Below are 20,166 nucleotides of genomic sequence, written 5' to 3'. Positions count from 1 at the left end.
ACTGGGATTATTAAATGTTCTAATAGGAGATTCTATGACTTTAATCAAGCATAAAAAAGTTGAGTTGACTGAATTATTTTATGATTTAGTTTATGTCTATACCATCAGTCAGCTGACGTCGATTATTCATCATGCACATCACGGAGTTGTCAGTCCGCAATCCTTTTTTAACTTCTCAGTCGGTTTGATTGTTTTTGTTAATTCGTGGATGGTGCAAACCGTTTTTACAAACCGCTTTGGAACCAATGGGCTGAGAAATATCATTTTCATGTTTCTCCAGATGATTTGTCTTTTGGTATCATCAAGAGCTGTTGCTGGAGATTGGGAAACTAACTTTGTATGGATATTTCTACCTATGGTCCTTATTTCCTTGCTACTCTTAGTGCAGTATATTTTTGAATATTTTCAAGCATCAGATGTAGCAGATAAAAGTTTCATTAGGCAGTTTTTCTATATTTTAGGTGGAAGGTCTCTCTTGCTCTTTATATCTTTAATCTTCCCATATGAAGTTGGTATTTGGGTTGCTTTTGTTGGAATTGTTTCGACCTGGCTGTTACCAGGTTTACTCAGTGATCCAAATCGTGGTCTTGTTTCAGCTGATTTGAGGCCTGTCAATTTTCCGCATTTGATGGAACGGTTATCTTTGCTAGTGATTATTACCTTTGGAGAATTATTGATTGGGATATCGGATCGTTTTAGTTCAGAAAATTTTTCATGGCAATCCCTTGCGATTTTTATGACCGTAACCAATCTTTTCATGATCTATATTGTAGAAGTGGATCACTTGCTTGATGTAGAACGAAAAGAAACGGGGATTCGTGTCATTTATAGTCACTATCCCATTCTCTTTGGACTCAGTTTAATCACCATAGCCCTCTCATTTTTGGGGAATAGTGAGATAAATAGTTTTTACACTGTACTTTATTTTTATGGTGGTCTCATATTGTTTATCATTGGTTTGTTGCAACATAATCAATATAATAAAACGGGACTTAAACTTCCAAAACATAATTTAATCATTTTGCATCTTTTACCTATTTGTGGTCTGGTTATCAGCTTGGTAGTCTCAACTTGGACTTTGGAAGTGTTAACGGTAGGTGTCACGATCATCACTACATTGATGATGCTGCTTGTTGTCCGTTTTAATATTAAACATAGTTAGGTAACAAAACTGAAAGTTAATTCATTTATTCTCTTCGGAGAATGGTTGAATTAACTTTTTTTTGTTTTTTTCTTGACTTATAGTGAACTATAAGGAGTATAATACCGATTGAAAATGAAAGGAGAATCTATGTATCTTATTGATATTACCATTCAGTCAAATCGTATCCCTGCTAAAAGGGCTGATGAATTGCTCACTGCGCATCGTAATTGGTTTACGAACCAAGCAGAAAAAGGAAATTTTCTTTTAGTCGGTCCTTTCTTAGATAAGAAGATGGCGGGTCTTGTAATTGCATATGCAGAAAGTAGGGAGGAATTAGAAGAGATATTATCTCAAGATTCCTATTATCCTGATTTAGCGACCTATGGCGTCCATGAATTTCAGGCTAATATTATCTCAGAAAAATTAATTGATTATAAAGGAAAGTAAGGAGTTTGAATATGACAACAATAACAGAAGCAAAAATTGCATTAGGGACATGGTCTTGGGGAATTGGTGGATTTGCAGGTGGCGATGCCATTTTTGGAAATCAACTGGATACCAAGGATTTACAGGAAGTTTTCGAGGTTGCGGTGTCTAATGGATTGAATTTGTTTGATACAGCTTATGCTTATGCAAATGGGGAATCAGAACGGATTCTTGGGGAATTGATCAATGCTTATGGTCGTGACCAGATTGTTATTTCAGATAAATTTACTCCAGGAATGCAAAATGACTCTGCCGAGAATCCAGTAGTTGATATGCTCGCAGGAAGTCTTAAGCGTTTAGGGACAGATTTTATTGATATTTATTGGATTCATAATTCTGCTGATGTCGAACGCTGGACATCATTAATGGTGGAGGCTGTAAAAACAGGTAAGATAGGTCGAATTGGAGTATCTAACCATAGTTTAGAACAGGTCAAAAGAGTACAAGAGATTTTGGCACCGCATGGGATTAAGGTATCGGCTGTGCAAAACCATTTTAGCCTGCTATACCGTCGTTCTATTGAGGACGGCTTGTTAGACTATTGCAAAGAAAATGGCATTCAGTTTTTCTCATATATGGTACTTGAACAGGGAGCCTTATCAGGTAAATACAATGAAGCTAATCCATTACCTGAGAATTCAAATAGGGGAAAAACTTACAACCCACTATTTCCAGCATTAAAAGCCCTATTAGCTAGCTTACAAGAAATTGCAGAAAAATACGCTGCAACACCTGCTCAAATTGCTACAGCATGGGCCATTGGGCGTGGAACAACTCCAATTTTAGGTGTTACAAAGGTAGAGCAAGTAAGGGATGCTACACAAGCAGCCCAAATTACCTTGACACCCGAAGAAGTGAGCCAGCTTGAAGAACTTGCCATCGCATCGGGTGTCGATACACGTGGTGGTTGGGAAGGTCAAGCGTAATTAAGATTAGAAAGAGAATCAATATGAAAACAACCATTTTTACATTTCACCCTCAGTTAAAAACAGGATCACGGATCAATAGAGAATTAGCAGAAGCAGCCACAGAAGCTGGTTATGAGGTGCGTGATATGTACCAACTTTATCCTGACTTTAATATTGATATCAAAAAAGAGCAAAAAGTGCTAGAAGCAAACGATCGGATTGTCTTGCAATTTCCAATCTACTGGTACCAAACACCAGCACTCATGAAACAGTGGTTTGATGCGGTATTTGAATATGGTTGGGCCTACGGTTCAAGTGGTACCTCCCTTCAAGGTAAGGAAGTTATCTTAGTTGCTAGTTTTGGAGCTGGGCAAGATGACTACACGAGAAACGGTCGCTTCCATGTAACGATTGAAGAGATTTTAAAGCCTATCACTACGATTCAGTATTTGACAGGTCTAACATTTCTGGAACCTCTTATCATAACTGGTACTTTAAACATGGATCAAGAGTTATTATCAAATAAAGTAAATAAATACCTACAAATAATATAAATAAGACATACCAACCATGTTTGGGGATATTTATCTTAAAACAAAACTAAATCTGCGCCGGTTACATTTTCCAAGAGAAATAAAAATATCGGTTGTTGCCACTGAAGTTCAAGATTTGATTATTATAAGGTTTGGTGATAGGTATGATGCTACTAGTTCATGGCTTTTGAACGTTTTTGGGAAAGAATTCTTTAAAAAATGAAAACCTGTATGTAGTTGTAATTAATCGCTTCAAAACTATACTGAAACTTCCCTAAATTATCAAGCTAATATCAATTTTTTGAAATTTTAGTTGCGTAAGGCTGTCCTTAAATACTGTTATGAAGCTATTTTTAATCCAACTAAAACTCATACTTTCCAAACCAGGTCTTAAGAAAGCTCGTAAAGCTAGCCAGTTCTCAAAACGTTAAGAACCGCTTTACAGCAACGATTACAGACACTCAATGTTTACCTCATTGGGTGTTTTTTAGTGCACTTTTTGAAAAACTCACCTCAACTATTATTTCAATGTATTAGAGTTAGTCTAAAATGAAGAGACTGAACTGTTTGCTCAGTCTCTTTTGTGATAGTTAGTTTTCAGTTCTCTCTGACGATATGTATTGATCAATTGAGGTGTGAACGAGAGTTAAAAATTTTTCTTTGAAGATTTGTGGTGGGAGTGGATTTTCTTGGGTTATCCACACTTCAATGTTGGCAATCACATAATGAACCAGTAGGGAGATGATAAAGTCATCTGGTAAATCAATAAGTGATTGATTCGGTTTGATATTTTCAAGCGCCCATTTTGTGTAAATCTTTTTTAAATAATTGGTCCAATGAGGGTCCATTGAGCTAGAATACAGCATCTTTAGCCATTTTCTATTTTCATAAAGGATAGGAAAAATTTTATCTGCAATGAAAAGAAAGGGGTCTTTATTTGTCAATGTACTATATTCTAAAAATGTCTCGTAAACAGGTTTATCGATACTATCATGAATAAATGCAATGATATCATCAATATTGTGAAAATGATGTTTGTAGATTGCTTGACGTGAAATACCAGCTTTCTTGGCGAGCTCGCTCATCGAAAGATTAGTTTCATCAGGATTTAGCATCGCTAAATCGTAGAAGGCGTCTAAAATTTTTTGTTTATTACCTTTTACCATATGAAAATACCTCTTATTTCTTTTTTAGTATAAAGAAAATAGAAAAAGATTTCAATAAAAAACTGTGGAATTGTTGGAATAATTTTATAGCATTTAATAAATACAAAATATTTAATATCTGCTTATACAATGTGAAAGATAGTTGACATTTATAAATGATGTCGTAAAAGCTAAGCAAAAAGATTGATAAAATAGTTTAATTATGATGTAATAGCAAATGTGCAATTTTTAGTCCATGAGCATTCTACTGTTATGAAAATCTTAATAGCTATGTGATATTTTACATGGAGAATAGATTAAAATCGTAAAAACTATATGCTACAATATTGACGGTATAAATTTAAAGAGGTACAATATTAGTGTATAGTAGGGGGTGGCTGTCTTATTTTAGCTAGACGTTTTTATTTGTATCATTCTGTTATAAGGAGGAAAACGTGAAAAAAATAAAGGTAATGGTCGTTTTTGGAACAAGACCCGAAGCGATTAAAATGGCTCCACTTGTTCTTCAATTGAAAAAACAATCAGAAAAATTTGAAACCATGACAGTTGTGACTGCCCAACATCGACAAATGTTAGATCAGGTATTGCAAACCTTTAACATTGAACCAGATATTGATTTGGATATCATGGAAAAAAGTCAAACATTAACGGATATTACGGTAAAAATTTTAAACCAACTGGACAAACTTTTAAAAGAAGTGAAACCTGACATCATTTTGGTACATGGAGATACAACGACAACATTTGCAACAAGTTTGGCAGCTTTTTATAATCAAGTTCGAATTGGACATGTGGAAGCTGGTTTGAGGACATGGGAAAAGTATTCTCCATTTCCAGAAGAAATGAATCGTCAAATGACAGATGCTGTAACAGATCTTTATTTTGCTCCAACGATGCAAAGTAAAGAAAATCTCATTAAGGAAAATCATGATGAAAAAAACATATTTGTTACAGGGAATACAGCGATTGACGCTTTAAAATTGACTGTTCAAGAGAATTATCATCATGATGTTTTGGAGCAAATACCATCAAATCATCAGCTTATTCTCGTTACCATGCACCGTCGTGAAAATCAAGGAGAACCAATGCGTCGTGTGTTTAGAACTTTGCGGCAAGTGGTCGAAGCGCACGGTGATGTTGAGGTCATTTATCCTGTTCATTTAAGTCCAGCCGTTCAAGAGGCAGCAAAGGAAATTCTTAGCAATCATCCGCAGATTCATCTAATTGAGCCTTTAGATGTTGTGGATTTTCATAATATTGCAGCGAGAAGTTATTTTATTATGTCTGATTCTGGAGGTGTCCAAGAGGAAGCCCCTTCTTTAGGAAAACCGGTGCTTGTATTGCGTGATACGACAGAGAGGCCAGAAGGCGTGACTGCTGGGACATTGAAGTTAGTTGGAACAGAAAGTGAGAATATTCGCGAGGCTATGGAGACATTGTTGACAGATGAGACTGTTTATCATCAAATGTCTCAAGCTGGCAATCCGTATGGTGATGGCAGAGCGTCTGAGCGAATTGTAGAGGCGATTGCGCATTACTTTGGTTATGCAGCCAGACCAAAAAATTTTGTGATAGGAGAATAAGATGTATCGAAAAAAAGAACTGGAATGGACAATTGCTTTACTAATTATCGTAATTTTAGCAATTGTTGGTTATAGTTTCTATTTTGCGAGTAGTATTTTTCATGTTGAAATTATTTTGATTGCTCTTGCCATCTTGAGTGTATTTGTCTTACCAGATATGTTGCTGACTTGGCTGTTAATTTTTAGCGTTGTATTAGCAACTTTGTTTTTAGTGGCAGGTGTTGTGTATATACCAGCAAATCAGCGTTTCTTATTATTGATTACTTTTCCACTGGTTCTAAGAATAGCCAAGCAAGTTAATATTCACCGACGAACCTATCTTTCTATTGTCAAGGACCATACTGAGCAAGTAAGGGAAATGTATCAACGTCATTTACAGGCTATTCAAGATGGGCGAGAAGAAAGTTTACAAGCTTTATTAGTTCATTGGGCACATAATGATTATTTTCAACAAATTTATCCTAAAGAATTCCGTTGGATGTTGGTGCGGATCTATGTGACTTTAAAGAAATGTATGCAGGGAACAGGTGCTGTTTATTATCTTTCAAATGGGAATTTTCTCATTTTATGTTCGGGAGAAGGGCAATCTCCAGCAGAGATATTCCAGCACAATATGCTTGCTAAATTGTCTTTGCTTCGCTTTAAAACTAGTAAAAGTGTGCACGAAGTGCAGTATAAATCAGGCTATCTGTTGATTGATTCAGAAAATTGTGAAAAGTTTTTAAACTTTGATGATTTTGTTAAAAATCTGGACAGACAACTTGAAACAGACATTATTGTAGAATATTAGGAGGAAATTTGTGACAATCACCAATATTTTTTTCGGGGTAGCATTAGCAATTAGTATCTTTTTTACTTTATGCTTCGTTGTATTATTTATTTGCTATTTAGTCATTTACAATAGAGTAAATAAAAACTTTAAGGCGGTGAACCATGATTAGTCAGTTGATTATGATTATAACCTTGGTATCCATTTGGTTGTCCTTAATTTGGAGTCTAGTAACCTTGAGTTCTGGTGTTCATTTTTGGTTGAAACATAGTGATTTTAAAGTAGATGTTAGTCCTTTAAAGTATTATCCAAAGGTCACGATCGTCGTACCAGCTCATAATGAAGATGTGGTCATTGCGCAAACCGCAAGGGCTATTTTGGATATGAATTATCCTCGTGATAAAGTTGAATTGCTTTTATTTGCAGATAATTGTGAAGATGATACTTATCAAGAAATGTTAAACGTAAAGGCGATGTCAGAGTACGCTACAAGAGATATTACCATTACCGATCGAAAAGGGACCGGAGGGAAAGCGGGTGTGTTAAATGACGCTTTGAAAATAGCTAAGGGCGATTATATCTGTGTTTATGACGCGGATGCTATGCCAGAGAAAAATGCTCTTTATTTTCTTGTTAAAAAAGTGTTGGAAGATCCTGAACGCCATGTGGCCTCTTTTGGTCGAAACAAGACACGAAATGCTAATCAAAATTTCTTAACACGTTGTATCAATCAAGAGATTGTCGTGACGCAACGAATTCAGCATGTTGGTATGTGGCATATGTTTAAAATTGGTCGTATTCCTGGTACAAATTTTATCATCAATACGGAATTTGTAAAAAGTATTGGTGGGTAGCGAAATGGCGCCTTGACAGAAGATACTGATATTTCTTTTAAAATTATGCAAAGTGGGAAATTGATTGCTTTGGCTTATAATTCTGAAGCTTTCCAACAAGAGCCAGAGACAGTTAAAAGCTATTATATGCAGCGGAAACGTTGGGCTAAAGGAAATTATGAAGTTGTTATTTCAAATTTCAAGCATTTGTTTGACAAGAGCAATTGGCGCGTGAAATTAGAGGTGGCCTACTATTCTTGTGTCTTCTTCTGGTTTAATGCAGCGATTATTTTATCGGATATTGTCCTTTTGTCAAATGTGATTGCTATTATTGTTCATCTATTTGTCCCAAGTGTTCATATTCCTTTTACATTTGATTCAAGTAATATTTACATTGCGCAATTGATGTTGTTTAATTGGCTTTTGATGATTATGCTGTATCTCTTACAAATCAATATCTCTCTTGCTTCCCAATTTGGTCAAGCAACTTCTAAGCAGATTTGGTTAGCATTGGTATCTTATTTTACTTACTCGCAGTTATTTATTATTGTTTCAATTGATGCTGTAACTTCTGTTACATTGGACAAACTCTTCCACCGTGATGGAACCAAATGGGTTAAAACAAAGCGATTTGCAGGATAGGAGGAAACGTGAAAAGAACAAATTTAAGATATGTTTGGCTAGTTGGTATTTTATTGACATTAACTGCGATTTTTACTTATGTCAGAATAAATAGTACAGGTCATTTAAAAAGTCAGATTTCTCAACAATGGTTAAAAGGTTATGTTGTTCGACAAAAAGATCAAGCTTATGTAAAAACAACCAACAATAAGAAAAAAGATGTTGTCTTGTCTGAATCACAAGGCTATGGAATGGTGATTGCTGTTGAAGCTGCAAAACAAAGGAATGCTAGCCTGAAAGATTTTGAACGTTTGTACAATTATTATTTGGCACATCGTATAAAAAATACGCAGCTGATGTCATGGCGGCAAACGGTTAAGAATGGCATCGTTAAAGCTGAAACCAATAATGCAACTGATGGCGATCTTTATATTGCATATGCTTTGATTCAAGCAGCTAAACTATGGCCACAAAAGGCTGCCGTTTATAATGCGCAGGCCAAGGCAATTTTGAAGGATATTTTGACTTATAATTATAACAGTACAACAGGAGTGCTGACGGTTGGAAATTGGGCAACTTCAGATTCAAAATACTATCGTTTAATGCGAACATCAGATGTTCTTCCAGCTCAATTCCAAGCTTTTTACAAGTTGACAGGTAATAGGCAATGGTTAAATATCAGATCAAACATGCTATCTAAATTGGAAATGATGAGTGCTAAAACAAAAACAGGTCTACTTCCAGATTTTCTTTGGGTGGAGGCAAATACGGTTCGTGCAGTTGAGAAAAAGTCGGTCGCTTCTAAATATGACGGTGATTATTATTACAACGCTTGTCGTTTACCTTATAATTTAGCGAAAAGTCAGGATAAACAAAGTCAAAAGATTTTAGATAAAATGATGAATTTCTTTATGAAACAAGAGATTCTTTATGCAGGCTATACTTTGAAAGGAAAAGCGCTAAATAATTATCAATCTGCCAGCTTTGGTGCTCCAATTTTTTATGCAGCTAATCGAAATTCGGCATATCGCAAACTGGTTCAGCAGAACAAATATATCTTTATGCAAGATTTGTCAAAAGAAAATTATTATGAAGCAGCAATGATTACTCTTGTTGCGCTAGATGCTTTATAAAACAAACTTCCTCGAATATTAAATCCGAGGAAGTTTTAAGTTATAGTTATAAAAGAAGATACTTATTCTTCTTTTTTCTTTAAATGGAGCAAGTAGCCACTGACAAGAATGAACATGCTAGCAATGATGAGATTGCTTTGGCTTTCTTTATTTCCAGTTTGAGGAAGTTGAGTTTTTTTAGCAGTGTTCATCATTTGAGGTTGAGGAGTGTAGCGTAGGGTTGTAGCTTGAGCTGCCTGAGGTTTTTGATTGATGATCTCAACAACTTCAGTAGAAGGTTTTTGTTCTTTCTCAAGATCTTTCAGTTGGGCTAATTGACTGCCAAAGATAGCATTGGATACCCAACGGTAGAAATGGATAGTATGCAGACGATTAGTTGGATTTCCAGCATAGATGAACATAGGTTGGTCTTTATAGCTACCGGAAATCGCAACAATTTTATTAGCTAAGTTTTCATTTCCTGGCCACCACCCAGCAATGTAGTAGTCGCTACCTGCAATTGTTGCCAAAGTCTTGAAATTGGCAGGAACCTTGGCAATCCAGTTTCCAGAATTAGAATAGAAGAGGTCATTCTTATTGTAACCACTGGTTAGCGGATCTGCATCATCAATGATAGCTTTCATCAGGCCTTCATAATCACTACCACCTTTGAAATGTTCCGCATCAAAGCCACTAAGGACACCGAGTTTTTCAAGGCGTTGCATAGCAGTGCCCCCAACTATGATTGTCGGTTTCAAACCGAGAAGAGACTTGTCAAAATTATCGCTTTCTAGAACAATCACATCAGCTTCTTCAGGGGTATTGACAATATCAAATCCCAAATTCTTCAAAGCAAGAGCAGTATGAGCAGGAGTATCTACACCAGCCCAATAATATTGATGAGGCGGTGCATAAACTTTTAAAGCTTTTAAGGCTTGACCTTGAGGAACTTTATACAGTGCATCTCCATAAATTGCAAAGTTGTTCAGCAGGTTGGCAAAAGTAGGAGTATCTACGATATAGCCGTCATCTGTCAAATAAACTTTCTTACCGTCTCGGATTGCACGATTGACAGCGCGAACGGCACTTTCTGAAGTATTGGCAATGACATAATACGGTGCTTTGTGGTCAATTTCACTGGTTCGAGTAGCACGAAGAGCAGTTACTTCACCGAGTTTACCGTCAAAGAGTTTATCTTTGAAGACGGCTACAGCCTTAAAACCTCTCATATCTGGGAAATTAACCAGCAGTTCTGCATACATAGCAGCCCAAGCAGATTCGTTGGAACCCTTGTAGAGGATATGATTGGCATAACCACGTTTGGCTTGCGCCATGTCAACAACCAAATCGCCTTTCTTATAACCGCCAGTATCTTCCTTCAATTCTTGAATGACAACCCCATTTCTCTTGAAGTATTCAATCATATTAAAGGCTTGTTGAGAGTCATTGGATTTGTCAAGTTCCATTGGAATGACATAGTAATCAGGGAAGAATTTCTTTTGTCCATGTTTGATACGACCGACTACTTTACCGTCTGGTCCAACTAATTCATTTTCAGCTTTTGGATCTTCAACCTTGTTGATGCCACGGAGATAGAAGTTGAGGCGCATTTCCATGAGTTTATTAGGAGCTTGGGACAGGTAAGAGATACCTCCAAGGACAGCGTGATAACCAGCTTTATAGGATTCTTGATTGCCCTCAGGGATTTCAACGGTATGTCCTAATATTCCGTGGTACATAGCATAGACACCAGTGTAGCCAGAGAAGGAGTCATCCCAGCCATCGCCCCAGTCTAGTTTAGGAATGATGTAGTGGTCATACTTGGAATTGGCAACACCAGCACGGCCCATGTGGTGGGCATTTTCCAACATATTTTTTGACAAAAGGTCATATTCAAAGTTTGGATCGTGCGGTGGAGTAGCTGGCTCAATCAGGAAGTCCTTGACAAAGCCGTGGATGTCGTAAAGTGCAATTGGATTCCATTTGTTGATGAGTCCAGCAACAGTCCGGGTTTCTGGGTTGGCCTGATAGCTAGTATCGCGGTTTGGATCGATTCCGTTAGCTAGGGCACGGGTATTGGCAACATCTCCGTCAGGATTTTCAGTAAAGTCAAAGAGGAAAATGAATTTCTTGAGGAGTTCTTTGACACTAAGTGTGATAGTCTTAGCATTGCCATTGGCATCAGTGGTTTGGAAAGAAATTTGATCTTTGGTCGCAAAAGTATTGAAGAGGCCAGTGATGATATCGATAGCAGGTTGTTCATCGGCGTGGGTATTGTTGATAAGGACTGGAAGTTTATAGTCCAGTGTACCATTTTTCAGAGCTGCTAACATTTCAGCGGGTTTAGTGAGAGCGAGTCGATTAGTTGTATTGAGATAGTCGTCAATGCTTTTTTGATCAGAACTGATGATACCGAGTTTAACTGGACGTCCTTGAGCGCTGGTACCAATGTTTTCGATTTTAACAAGCCGATCATTTTTAGCTTCTTGTCGACTTTTTTCAATAGCAGCTAACATTTCTTCGTGAGTATGGAAGTTTTCATACGGTCGGAAAACAAGTGTTTTTCGAATCGTCAGACCGGATTTTTCGTTTGTTCCAACGAGTTCATGGTTTCCGATAAATTGCCGATAAGTTCTGCGGATATTATTTGGTGTCCGCAGGCTTAAGTCTTGACCAAATAGCTCATTAAATTTAAAGGAAACTTTGAGGTCATTTCCATCAGCTTTTTCCTCTACAGTGACAAATGGGTCGCCTGAGAAGGTTCCATCAGCCATCTTCCAAGTTTTCCACTCACTAATCGGCTTGTTATCTAATTTCCAGGTAATCTTACCAGCTTGAGCTCCCTGTTCCTGCACAGTATCAGTAATTGTAGCTTTTTCAGACATATGGACTGTACTATCAGTTAATTGGACCTTCTTTTCTTCTGTTCCAGCTGCTCGTGTTTCTGTTTTTGCAGGTGTTGCAGGCGTCTCTGTTCCGGATTCGTTTGTAGTAGAAGTTGGGCTGTCTATTGAAGGAGTGTTTTCCGATTTCTGTGCTTCTTCTTGATGGGTTGTTGTGGGAAGCTGAACTCCAGTTGATGAAGAATCTGGCGTTACATTCGCTCTAGTTGCATTTGTTTCCGTACTTGCCTTTTCGGCAGGAACTACTGTTTCTGTCTTGTTAGTAATAGGCTTCTCCGTGCTATCTTGCGTATCTGCAGCAGCATTTCCTTGCGTTAAAACTGTAACAAGAACGGCAGCTGATAAGCTGAGAACATTTGTGTACAACCGTTTCTTATATGAATTTTTCATAAGAAACCTCCTTTATTATTTGAAGTATACAAAGGTAGTATACCAGGGAATGTAAACGATTTCAAGGGAAAATATATATAAAAAACAGAAATATGTATAAAACAATAGATATATAATGAATATGAGTGGAAACAAAAAATTATGATGAATGTAACAGAAAACGTTTACAAAAAACGGCAAAAATGATATGCTTTATATAAACCGGTTTACTAACAAAAAGAGATGTACTGAATAATCCTCTCAATGATTGAAATTTATATGTATAGGAGTTGAATATGAATTCAGAAATTAGAAATCATTTTGTATCGAAAAAGTTGCTTATTTCCATTTCATCTGTGCTTTTATCTGGAATCTTATTGGTGAATGCTTCGACGATTGTTAGAGCAGATGAAGCAACAATTAATCCATCTCAGAACTCTGGAGTAACTTCACAAGCAGATACTCAGATAGAGAAAATTACAGAAGAGACAAACCAACAGAGCATGGTAAATCAAGCTATTTATAATCTTTTGAAAAATGGAGATTTTAGTCAGTTAGAAGATAAGCAAGGTTATTGGACAGGGACAAAGGCTATTGGTTGGACAGCTTGGATAGATAACAATTACAAAGACAATACTCCTTCTAGAAAGATAGAAGTGATTGATCAAGCTGTTATGCTGTCTAGTTCGGAACCTTTTCGAGCAGTTGTGCATCAGGAGCTAACTGTTGATGCCAGCAAAAAATACAAACTCCGTTTTAAAATCAAAGCAGAAAATAAAACTGGTGCAGCTTATGTTCGTATCATTGAAGGAGAGGGGACTCAGAAGAATCTTTGGTATTCTGAAAAAATATCAGGAACAACCGATTGGAAAGTGTTGGAAAAAGATTATGTTCCCCTTTCAGCTGCTAAAAAAATTAAAATAGAGTTGTTTTATGATAAAGGAACGGGCTCAGTTTCTTTTAAAGATGTTGAATTAGTAGAAAATGGAAATAAGGTGGAAGAAAAACCGCAGGAAACAGAAAAGGGAATAGAAGATAAGATTGATCTTCCATTAGGGAAAAAATATGTTTTAAACAAAGTGGAATATAATTATTCAATAGAAAATAGTACAATAGCCTCTGTAAAAAATGGAATTGTTGAACCACTAAAAGAAGGTCTGACGAATATTAAAGTTGAAAAAGACGGCAAAGTCGTAAAGACAATTCCTTTAACGGTAACGAGGTCTGCTAAAGATCAATATAGTCAACTGTTGGAAGACTGGAATGATATTATTGCAGGTAATCGTTATTTCAATCCAAAAGATCCATACATGTCTACTTTTAACAAAGAATTAGAGGACAAAGTAACAGAAAACTTGAAAACAATCTCATCCAAAGAAAATCGAACTTACTTATGGGAAAAATTAGCAAACTATGAAACTTCTTCTAACTTGACAGCAACTTATCGCAAGTTAGAAGAAATGGCAAAGCAGATCACGAATCCTCACTCTAGCTATTATCAAGATGCCAACGTTATCCGTACTGTTCGAGAGGCTATGGAATGGCTTCATAAAAATGTATACAATAGCTCTAAAAATATCGTTGGAAATTGGTGGGACTACGAGATTGGTACACCAAGAGCCATTAATAATACACTGTCTTTGATGCAGGAATATTTTTCAAATGATGAAATAAAAACGTATACCGATGTTATTGAAAAATTCGTACCAGATCCAGAATATTTCCGGAAAACAACTACGCCATTTAAAGCCTTAGGTGGTAACTTAGTAGATATGGGACGTGTAAAAATCATTGCAGGCCTGTTGCGCAAAGATAAGCAAGAAGTTGCTGCTACGATTCGTTCCATTGAGCAAGTTTTCACTTTGGTAAATAGTGGTGAAGGCTTCTATCCAGACGGCTCTTATATCGATCATACCAATGTTGCTTATACAGGAGCTTATGGCAATGTTTTAATTGATGGGCTTTCTCAATTGTTGCCGATTATTCAAAAAACTTCAACTCCTATAGCAACAGAAAAAATGAAGACCATGTATCATTGGATTGACAAATCATTCTTGCCTTTGATTGTTCATGGAGAGCTAATGGATTTGAGTCGCGGACGCTCTATTAGTCGTGCTAATAGTGAAGACCATGTGGCAGCAGTTGAAGTACTTCGAGGCATTCATCGAATTGCAGAAATGTCAGATGAAGCAACAAAACAAAAATTGAAATCAATTATTAAGACGATTATCCAATCCGATACGTTCTATAATGTATTTAACAATTTGAAAACATATCGTGATATTAGCCTGATGGAAAATCTGTTAAATGATGCCTCTGTAGCAACAATCTCAAGAGAGAGTTACTTATCAGATTTTAATGCAATGGATAAATTAGCTTTGTATCATGCTGAAAAAGATTTTGGCTTCGGCTTGTCTATGTTCTCCAGCCGAACCAAAAATTATGAAGGAATGAACAAGGAAAACAGAAAAGGTTGGTATACAGGAGATGGCATGTTCTATCTTTATAATGGAGATTTGAGCCATTATAGTAATCATTATTGGGCGACTGTTAATTCGTATAAATTGCCAGGAACGACCGAAACGTCTGCTCCTAGAGAAGATGATTCTGGTCAAGGCACGCTGCCATCTGGTTTTGTAGGGACAAACAAGCTAGATGAAAAAAATGCGACAGCAGCTATGGATTTTACAAATTGGAACAAAACATTGACAGCACATAAGAGTTGGTTTATGTTAAATGGTAACATAGCTTTTCTTGGAAGTGCCATTCAAAACCGTTCAAATGATACAGTCTCAACCACCATTGAGCAGAGAAAAGAAAACCCAGAAAGTCCTTACAAAGTATATGTTAATGATAAAGAAGAAGGTTTAGCGGACAAAGAAAATCCGTATAATGCGACGAAGAGTGTCTTTCTAGAGTCAAACGACAAAAATAAAAATATCGGTTATTTCTTCTTTAAAAAGACAGACATTACAATGATGAAGAGGATTCAAGAAGGAACTTGGAAAGATATCAATGCTTCTCAATCCGATGCGAAAGTGCAGAATACCTTTATTACCATTAGTCAGACTCATAAGGGAGATGGTGATAGCTATAGTTATATGATGATTCCCAATGTAGATCGTGCCACCTTTAATCAAATGGTGAAAGATTTGGAAGGCGCTCTCCTTGAAAATAATGATCAATTGCAAGCTGTTTATGATGCTCAACAACAAGTTTGGGGCATTGTGAAATATGATGATTCTGTTTCGACTATTTCAGATCGATTCCAAGTAAGAAAACGAGGATTGTACACTATTAGAAAAGAAGACAATGAATACAAAGTTTCGTACTATAATCCAGAAACAAAAAGCTCTGCTAGTAAAGACGAGGTCTTTAAAGAATTAGCAATAGCAAAACCAACTGATGAAAATTCATCAAAAAATAAGGGAAAGAAAATGAAAGAAAGTGAGACTGAGACAGCACTTCCTAAAGGAAAAAAGAAAACTCTTCCTCAAACGGGAGAAGGAGCCACTGTTTTACCCCTTTTGGGCATATTATTGGTGGGAAGTGGTTACGTTGTTCTTCGGCTGAAATAAATCTCCAAAAGCTGAAAATCAAATCAATTGATTTTCAGCTTTTTGTTTTTACTTCATTCATAGTCATGATAATAAAAAAATAAAATTTTTACATATAATTATATGTTCGTTACTCGTTTTAAATTCAGGGAACTATATAGCACTTTATCCTAATTACAACATATAGTATCTTAAAATAAGATTTTTGTAAATTTGACAACTATACTTTGTAGTTGTGTAAACAGGTATATCATTTCCTAAATTTATTTATTATATGGTATAATAAATAAGGATGATCTCTAAAAAATGATAAATATAATCTATTGACAGGAGGATAAAATGTTTAAAATAAAAAGAAGAACAAATAAGATTATCAGAGGTGCACTATTTCTGCTAGCTCTCCTTTTTAGTTTTCATATAACGGTGAAGCAAATAATTCATGCTAAGACAATTCCAAACGTCATCACTTCAATGAAGGTGACGGATAGTGACGGAAATCCTCTCCAAGGTGACCTTAAAAAATGGCAGGATTTTAAGGTTAGTGCAACTTTCTCGTTACCAAATAATACGGTAGCAGCTGGTGATACGACTACAATTGATTTCCCTAAACAGCTTGTTTATAACTCGCCTAATAAAAGTTTCAATATTGTAAGCAGTCAAGGAGATATTGTTGCAGTAGCAAATATTGATGCAACAAATAAAAAAATTGTTCTTACTTATACAGATTATGTTGAAAAACATTCGGATATTAAAGGGACATTTGATTTTCATGTTCGTTTTGATCATCGCGAGCATAAAGTCAACGGAAAAGTTGATTTAGAATTTAAAATTGATGGTAAGATAACGAATGCAGGGAAACCTGGTTTTGTTGGTGCAGGTGAAGCAGAAAAATTTGCAATTGTAAAGGGCGGATGGCCTTTGACCAATGATCCAGAGAGATTGGGCTATGATGTAGCGATAAACCGAACACAAGAAACCTTTAAAAATGCTGTTATTGAAGATGAGTTTGTGGGGAATGGTGTTATTGAAGCCGATTCTGTCAAGATTATCAAGGGAGTATGGCTTTATAATTCGACAACTTCCGAATGGGAATTGCAGCAAGCAGAAGATGTGACAGCTAAATTGAAGGCTAATATTATAGTAAATAAGCGAAAAGCTACTGTCAAAATTGGTGACATTGCTTCAAATGAGGGCTACTATATCAATTATAAAGTTAAATTGAATGGTGAGCCGAAAATTGGAGATGCTTTTATAAATAAGGTCAAATTAACAGCTGACAATACTGTAGATAGAACTACAGAAGTTGAGACACGATATGTAAAAGCCAATGGGAAGGCTGATGGACAAAACTTCACGATTAAGGTTAAAAAAGTTGATGCTAACGGTCAGCCTCTTTCAAATGCTGAGTTTCAAGTGATTCGCAATCGTACGAAAGAAGTGGTTGGGACTATTACAACGGATGCCAATGGTATGGGAGAATTGTCACATCTTTTGAAAGATGAATACACCTTGAAAGAGAGCAAGGCACCAGATGATTATGAAAAAAGGGATGAAAAGTTCAAGATTTCCCCTTCTGATTTTGGAACAGAACAAACTGTTTTGAGAACGATTGTCAATCAAAAAGTAGGGAACAAGAAGATAAAAATCAGCAAGCTAAATCCAAATGGTAAAATGATTTCAGGTGCCAAACTTCATGTTTACAAAGGAGAAGGAACACAGGGAGAGGTCGTTGCTTCTTGGACATCAGAGTTAGGAAAAACACATGAATTAAGTTTAGATCCCGGAATTTATACTTTTCATGAGGAAACGGCTCCTAATGGCTACAAAGCTGTAGGTGACATTGTTTTTGAGGTAACAACAGCTGGACAAGTGAATATCCTTAAAGCTAAGAATAATACGGCAACTGTCAAAAATGATAGATTAAATATTACAGATCAGTTTGATGAGGCAAGAACAAATATCTCGGTTGTGAAACATTGGGATGACAAAGATAATCAAGCTGGAAAACGTCCAAATCATATTACAGTGAATTTGCTGGCTGACGGGAAAAAGATAGAATCTCAAACGATTAAACCAAATGAAAACGGTAAATGGCGTGCAGAATTTACCAATAAACCAAAATATAAAAATGGAAAAGAAATTCATTATACCATCACTGAAGAGGTTGTTGCTTCTTATCGTGCAGAGATTAGTGGTGATGCAGCATCAGGTTTTGTATTGAAGAATTTATATGATCCATCTCAACCGCCAGCACCAAAACAAAAGATTTTACCAAGGACAGGAACGACAGTTATGGGTGCCTTGATTGTTGTAGGGTTGGTAGTTCTTAACGGGAGTATCTACTTAGCAAAACGAAAAAATAGGTAGGGTTATCTGGTTTGACAAATCGTCCTCTATAGGTATTTTGATAGTGTAAGATAGTTAAAACAGGCTAGGATTTTCCTAGCCTGTTTAGCTTGTATTTTCAATAATAGATTTCTTGTTTTTCTTTTTTAATGGAAAAGGACTAGATTTTTTACTTCAGTGCGGTATATTGTTTAGCAATTGTTGTAATCGCTTCGTAATTACCTTGGCTGGCAAGTTTGTTAAATTCTCCACCAATACCAATGGCGTCCGCACCAGCAGAAAACCAATCTGAAACATTATCCAAATTGACGCCACCTGTCACCATGATAGCTACTTGAGGAATCGGTGCTTTAACGGCAGAGATATATTTTGGACTTAGAGCACTTCCTGGAAAGAGTTTGATGATTTCACTGCCAGCTTCCAGTGATGTGGTGATTTCTGTTAAGGTCATACAACCCGGAATATAGGGAATGCCATAGAGATTACAGATTCTTGCAGTTTCAGAGTTGAAAGAAGGAGAAACAATATAATGAGCACCTGCTAGCATTGCATCTCTTGCGGTTACAGCATCCAGTACAGTTCCAGCTCCGATACAAACACTGGCATCATCTTGATATAGGTGGTTTAGCTCTTTTATAATTTCGCCAGCGTATTGATTGGTATAAGCAACTTCAATAGCTTTGATACCACCTTTGATACAGGCGATAGATGCTTTGAGGCCTTCTTCTTTTGTCTTTCCACGAACAACAACGACAATTTTTTGTGTTTTTAATTCAATAATGATATCTGACTTAGTCATGCTATTCTCCTAACGAATAATATCTTTGGTGGTTGTTAGCAATTTTTCAATGGCTGTAGCAGATTTGCTCATACTGTCGCCAGCAAGAGTACACTTCATAGTCGCACTAGCAACAGCAAAGTCAAGTGTATCTTTTAAAGAAGCTTGCATGAGTAATTGATAGAGTGCGCCAGAAACAAAAGCATCTCCGCTTCCAACACGTTGATAGACAGCAGTTTTTAGCTGGACAGATTGCTCAAATGTATCACTGAACGCATAAGCCTGATAGACATTTTTATCTTGTGCATCAGTGGAGCGGAACGTATGAAAAATGGCTTTAAAAGAATAGATTTCTTTTAAATGACGCATGCGATTTTCAATCTCCGCCAAACTTGCTGTTTCTCTTGGAAACATGTCAAGATCTGTTTCATCTGCCATAATTGGATCGATTCCAAAACAATAGTCGGCATAGCGAGCGAATTTTGAAAATTCATATTTGGCTTCTAAGACAGAAATCATTTTAGTGCGCAAGTTGAGATCCATAGAAATGGTGATGTTCCTTTGCTTTGCTTCTTTCAAGAGACATAGTAGCACTTCGCGGACTTGCTCATCAATGGCAACTGTGATGCCACTGAAATGAAAATGGCTGATTCCTTTAAACAAGCTGTTCATATCCAGCATTTCAGGACGAATCTGACTGATACTGGTATGCTTGCGGTCGTAAAAAACTTCACTTTGGCGGCAACCAAATCCATTTTCCAGATAATAAACCCCAAGTCGGTCACCAAGTCGGAAAATAGTGCTAGTGTCGATGTCATGCTGTTTCAAAAACGTTAGGAATCGATTACCAATTTCATTATCTGGCAATCCTGTAAAAAGTTTTGTGCAAATTCCTAAGGCCTGTAAATTACAGGCGATATTGACTTCCGATCCGCCAAAATAAGTTGTGCTGATCACTTGGTCACCAAGAGAAGAAACGTCTACAGGCGTAATTCGAATCAGTGGCTCACCAAATAGCAATAATTTCGTCATGTGTCAATTCCTTTCGGGTTGCAAAA

At 36.5% G+C, this 20,166-nt stretch carries 13 protein-coding genes and 1 pseudogene; 10 read left to right on the top strand and 4 right to left on the bottom strand.

Features of this window, described 5'->3' with window-relative positions; all coding sequences use genetic code 11:
- Nucleotides 1-34: 34 nt before the first annotated feature.
- The 4 genes from SCSC_RS07700 (at nucleotide 35) to SCSC_RS07685 (ending at nucleotide 3,092) form a co-directional block, all read left to right on the top strand.
- The gene (locus tag SCSC_RS07700; protein WP_006270236.1) at nucleotides 35-1,162 is read left to right on the top strand and encodes a low temperature requirement protein A; all 1,128 of its coding nucleotides are present in this window, start codon (nucleotides 35-37) and stop codon (nucleotides 1,160-1,162) included.
- Between the two features lie 129 nt (nucleotides 1,163-1,291).
- Nucleotides 1,292-1,591: a YciI family protein gene (locus tag SCSC_RS07695; protein ID WP_006270283.1), complete on the top strand. Its 300-nt coding sequence runs from the start codon at nucleotides 1,292-1,294 to the stop codon at nucleotides 1,589-1,591.
- Between the two features lie 11 nt (nucleotides 1,592-1,602).
- Nucleotides 1,603-2,556 (top strand): aldo/keto reductase, encoded by a 954-nt coding sequence (locus SCSC_RS07690; RefSeq protein ID WP_006270222.1) that lies wholly within the window; start codon nucleotides 1,603-1,605, stop codon nucleotides 2,554-2,556.
- Between the two features lie 23 nt (nucleotides 2,557-2,579).
- Nucleotides 2,580-3,092, top strand: coding sequence for an NAD(P)H-dependent oxidoreductase (locus SCSC_RS07685; RefSeq protein WP_006270254.1), 513 nt, complete (start codon nucleotides 2,580-2,582; stop codon nucleotides 3,090-3,092).
- A 569-nt stretch (nucleotides 3,093-3,661) separates the two neighbouring features.
- Here SCSC_RS07685 and SCSC_RS07680 read toward each other — a convergent pair.
- Nucleotides 3,662-4,237 (bottom strand): TetR/AcrR family transcriptional regulator, encoded by a 576-nt coding sequence (locus SCSC_RS07680; protein WP_006270309.1) that lies wholly within the window; start codon nucleotides 4,235-4,237, stop codon nucleotides 3,662-3,664.
- Between the two features lie 434 nt (nucleotides 4,238-4,671).
- Between SCSC_RS07680 and wecB the strand changes: the two genes are divergently transcribed.
- The 4 genes and pseudogenes from wecB (at nucleotide 4,672) to SCSC_RS07660 (ending at nucleotide 9,176) form a co-directional block, all read left to right on the top strand.
- On the top strand, nucleotides 4,672-5,820 hold the full coding sequence (gene wecB, locus SCSC_RS07675; RefSeq protein ID WP_115342920.1) for a non-hydrolyzing UDP-N-acetylglucosamine 2-epimerase: 1,149 nt from the start codon (nucleotides 4,672-4,674) through the stop codon (nucleotides 5,818-5,820).
- 1 nt (nucleotide 5,821) lies between these two features.
- On the top strand, nucleotides 5,822-6,610 hold the full coding sequence (locus SCSC_RS07670) for a hypothetical protein (RefSeq protein WP_006270272.1): 789 nt from the start codon (nucleotides 5,822-5,824) through the stop codon (nucleotides 6,608-6,610).
- Between the two features lie 143 nt (nucleotides 6,611-6,753).
- Nucleotides 6,754-8,064 (top strand): annotated as a pseudogene (locus tag SCSC_RS07665) (glycosyltransferase family 2 protein).
- A gap of 8 nt (nucleotides 8,065-8,072) precedes the next feature.
- Entirely contained in the window at nucleotides 8,073-9,176 is a 1,104-nt protein-coding gene (locus SCSC_RS07660) for a family 8 glycosyl hydrolase (protein ID WP_006270259.1), read from the top strand.
- Between the two features lie 62 nt (nucleotides 9,177-9,238).
- On the opposite strand, the gene SCSC_RS07655 is transcribed toward SCSC_RS07660, so the two are convergent.
- Nucleotides 9,239-12,448 carry an LPXTG-anchored zinc carboxypeptidase gene (locus tag SCSC_RS07655; RefSeq protein ID WP_006270200.1) on the bottom strand — a complete coding sequence of 1,070 codons (3,210 nt, stop codon included), beginning with the start codon at nucleotides 12,446-12,448 and terminating at the stop codon, nucleotides 9,239-9,241.
- A 275-nt stretch (nucleotides 12,449-12,723) separates the two neighbouring features.
- On the opposite strand from SCSC_RS07655, the gene SCSC_RS07650 reads away from it, so the two are divergent.
- Both SCSC_RS07650 and SCSC_RS07645 read left to right on the top strand, forming a co-directional pair.
- Nucleotides 12,724-16,005 carry a polysaccharide lyase family 8 super-sandwich domain-containing protein gene (locus tag SCSC_RS07650; protein ID WP_006270256.1) on the top strand — a complete coding sequence of 1,094 codons (3,282 nt, stop codon included), beginning with the start codon at nucleotides 12,724-12,726 and terminating at the stop codon, nucleotides 16,003-16,005.
- Between the two features lie 318 nt (nucleotides 16,006-16,323).
- The gene (locus SCSC_RS07645) at nucleotides 16,324-18,351 is read left to right on the top strand and encodes a SpaA isopeptide-forming pilin-related protein (protein WP_006270228.1); all 2,028 of its coding nucleotides are present in this window, start codon (nucleotides 16,324-16,326) and stop codon (nucleotides 18,349-18,351) included.
- A 148-nt stretch (nucleotides 18,352-18,499) separates the two neighbouring features.
- On the opposite strand, the gene SCSC_RS07640 is transcribed toward SCSC_RS07645, so the two are convergent.
- Both SCSC_RS07640 and SCSC_RS07635 read right to left on the bottom strand, forming a co-directional pair.
- Nucleotides 18,500-19,129 carry a bifunctional 4-hydroxy-2-oxoglutarate aldolase/2-dehydro-3-deoxy-phosphogluconate aldolase gene (locus tag SCSC_RS07640; RefSeq protein ID WP_006270298.1) on the bottom strand — a complete coding sequence of 210 codons (630 nt, stop codon included), beginning with the start codon at nucleotides 19,127-19,129 and terminating at the stop codon, nucleotides 18,500-18,502.
- A gap of 9 nt (nucleotides 19,130-19,138) precedes the next feature.
- Nucleotides 19,139-20,140: a sugar kinase gene (locus SCSC_RS07635; protein ID WP_006270261.1), complete on the bottom strand. Its 1,002-nt coding sequence runs from the start codon at nucleotides 20,138-20,140 to the stop codon at nucleotides 19,139-19,141.
- Nucleotides 20,141-20,166: the final 26 nt, after the last annotated feature.

Origin of the sequence: Streptococcus constellatus subsp. constellatus (assembly GCF_023167545.1) — a bacterium.
Lineage (GTDB): Bacteria > Bacillota > Bacilli > Lactobacillales > Streptococcaceae > Streptococcus > Streptococcus constellatus.
The sequence above is the reverse complement of the archived record's forward strand: the minus strand, read 5'-3'. Positions and strand labels throughout refer to the sequence as shown.

Coding starts and splice junctions, on each gene's coding strand:
- SCSC_RS07635 (WP_006270261.1), bottom strand. CDS start 20,140: ATGACGAAATTATTGCTATTTGGTGAGCCACTGATTCGAATTACGCCT.
- SCSC_RS07655 (WP_006270200.1), bottom strand. CDS start 12,448: ATGAAAAATTCATATAAGAAACGGTTGTACACAAATGTTCTCAGCTTA.
- SCSC_RS07700 (WP_006270236.1), top strand. CDS start 35: ATGACTTTAATCAAGCATAAAAAAGTTGAGTTGACTGAATTATTTTAT.
- SCSC_RS07690 (WP_006270222.1), top strand. CDS start 1,603: ATGACAACAATAACAGAAGCAAAAATTGCATTAGGGACATGGTCTTGG.
- SCSC_RS07680 (WP_006270309.1), bottom strand. CDS start 4,237: ATGGTAAAAGGTAATAAACAAAAAATTTTAGACGCCTTCTACGATTTA.
- SCSC_RS07650 (WP_006270256.1), top strand. CDS start 12,724: ATGAATTCAGAAATTAGAAATCATTTTGTATCGAAAAAGTTGCTTATT.
- SCSC_RS07695 (WP_006270283.1), top strand. CDS start 1,292: ATGTATCTTATTGATATTACCATTCAGTCAAATCGTATCCCTGCTAAA.
- SCSC_RS07670 (WP_006270272.1), top strand. CDS start 5,822: ATGTATCGAAAAAAAGAACTGGAATGGACAATTGCTTTACTAATTATC.
- SCSC_RS07640 (WP_006270298.1), bottom strand. CDS start 19,129: ATGACTAAGTCAGATATCATTATTGAATTAAAAACACAAAAAATTGTC.
- SCSC_RS07685 (WP_006270254.1), top strand. CDS start 2,580: ATGAAAACAACCATTTTTACATTTCACCCTCAGTTAAAAACAGGATCA.
- SCSC_RS07645 (WP_006270228.1), top strand. CDS start 16,324: ATGTTTAAAATAAAAAGAAGAACAAATAAGATTATCAGAGGTGCACTA.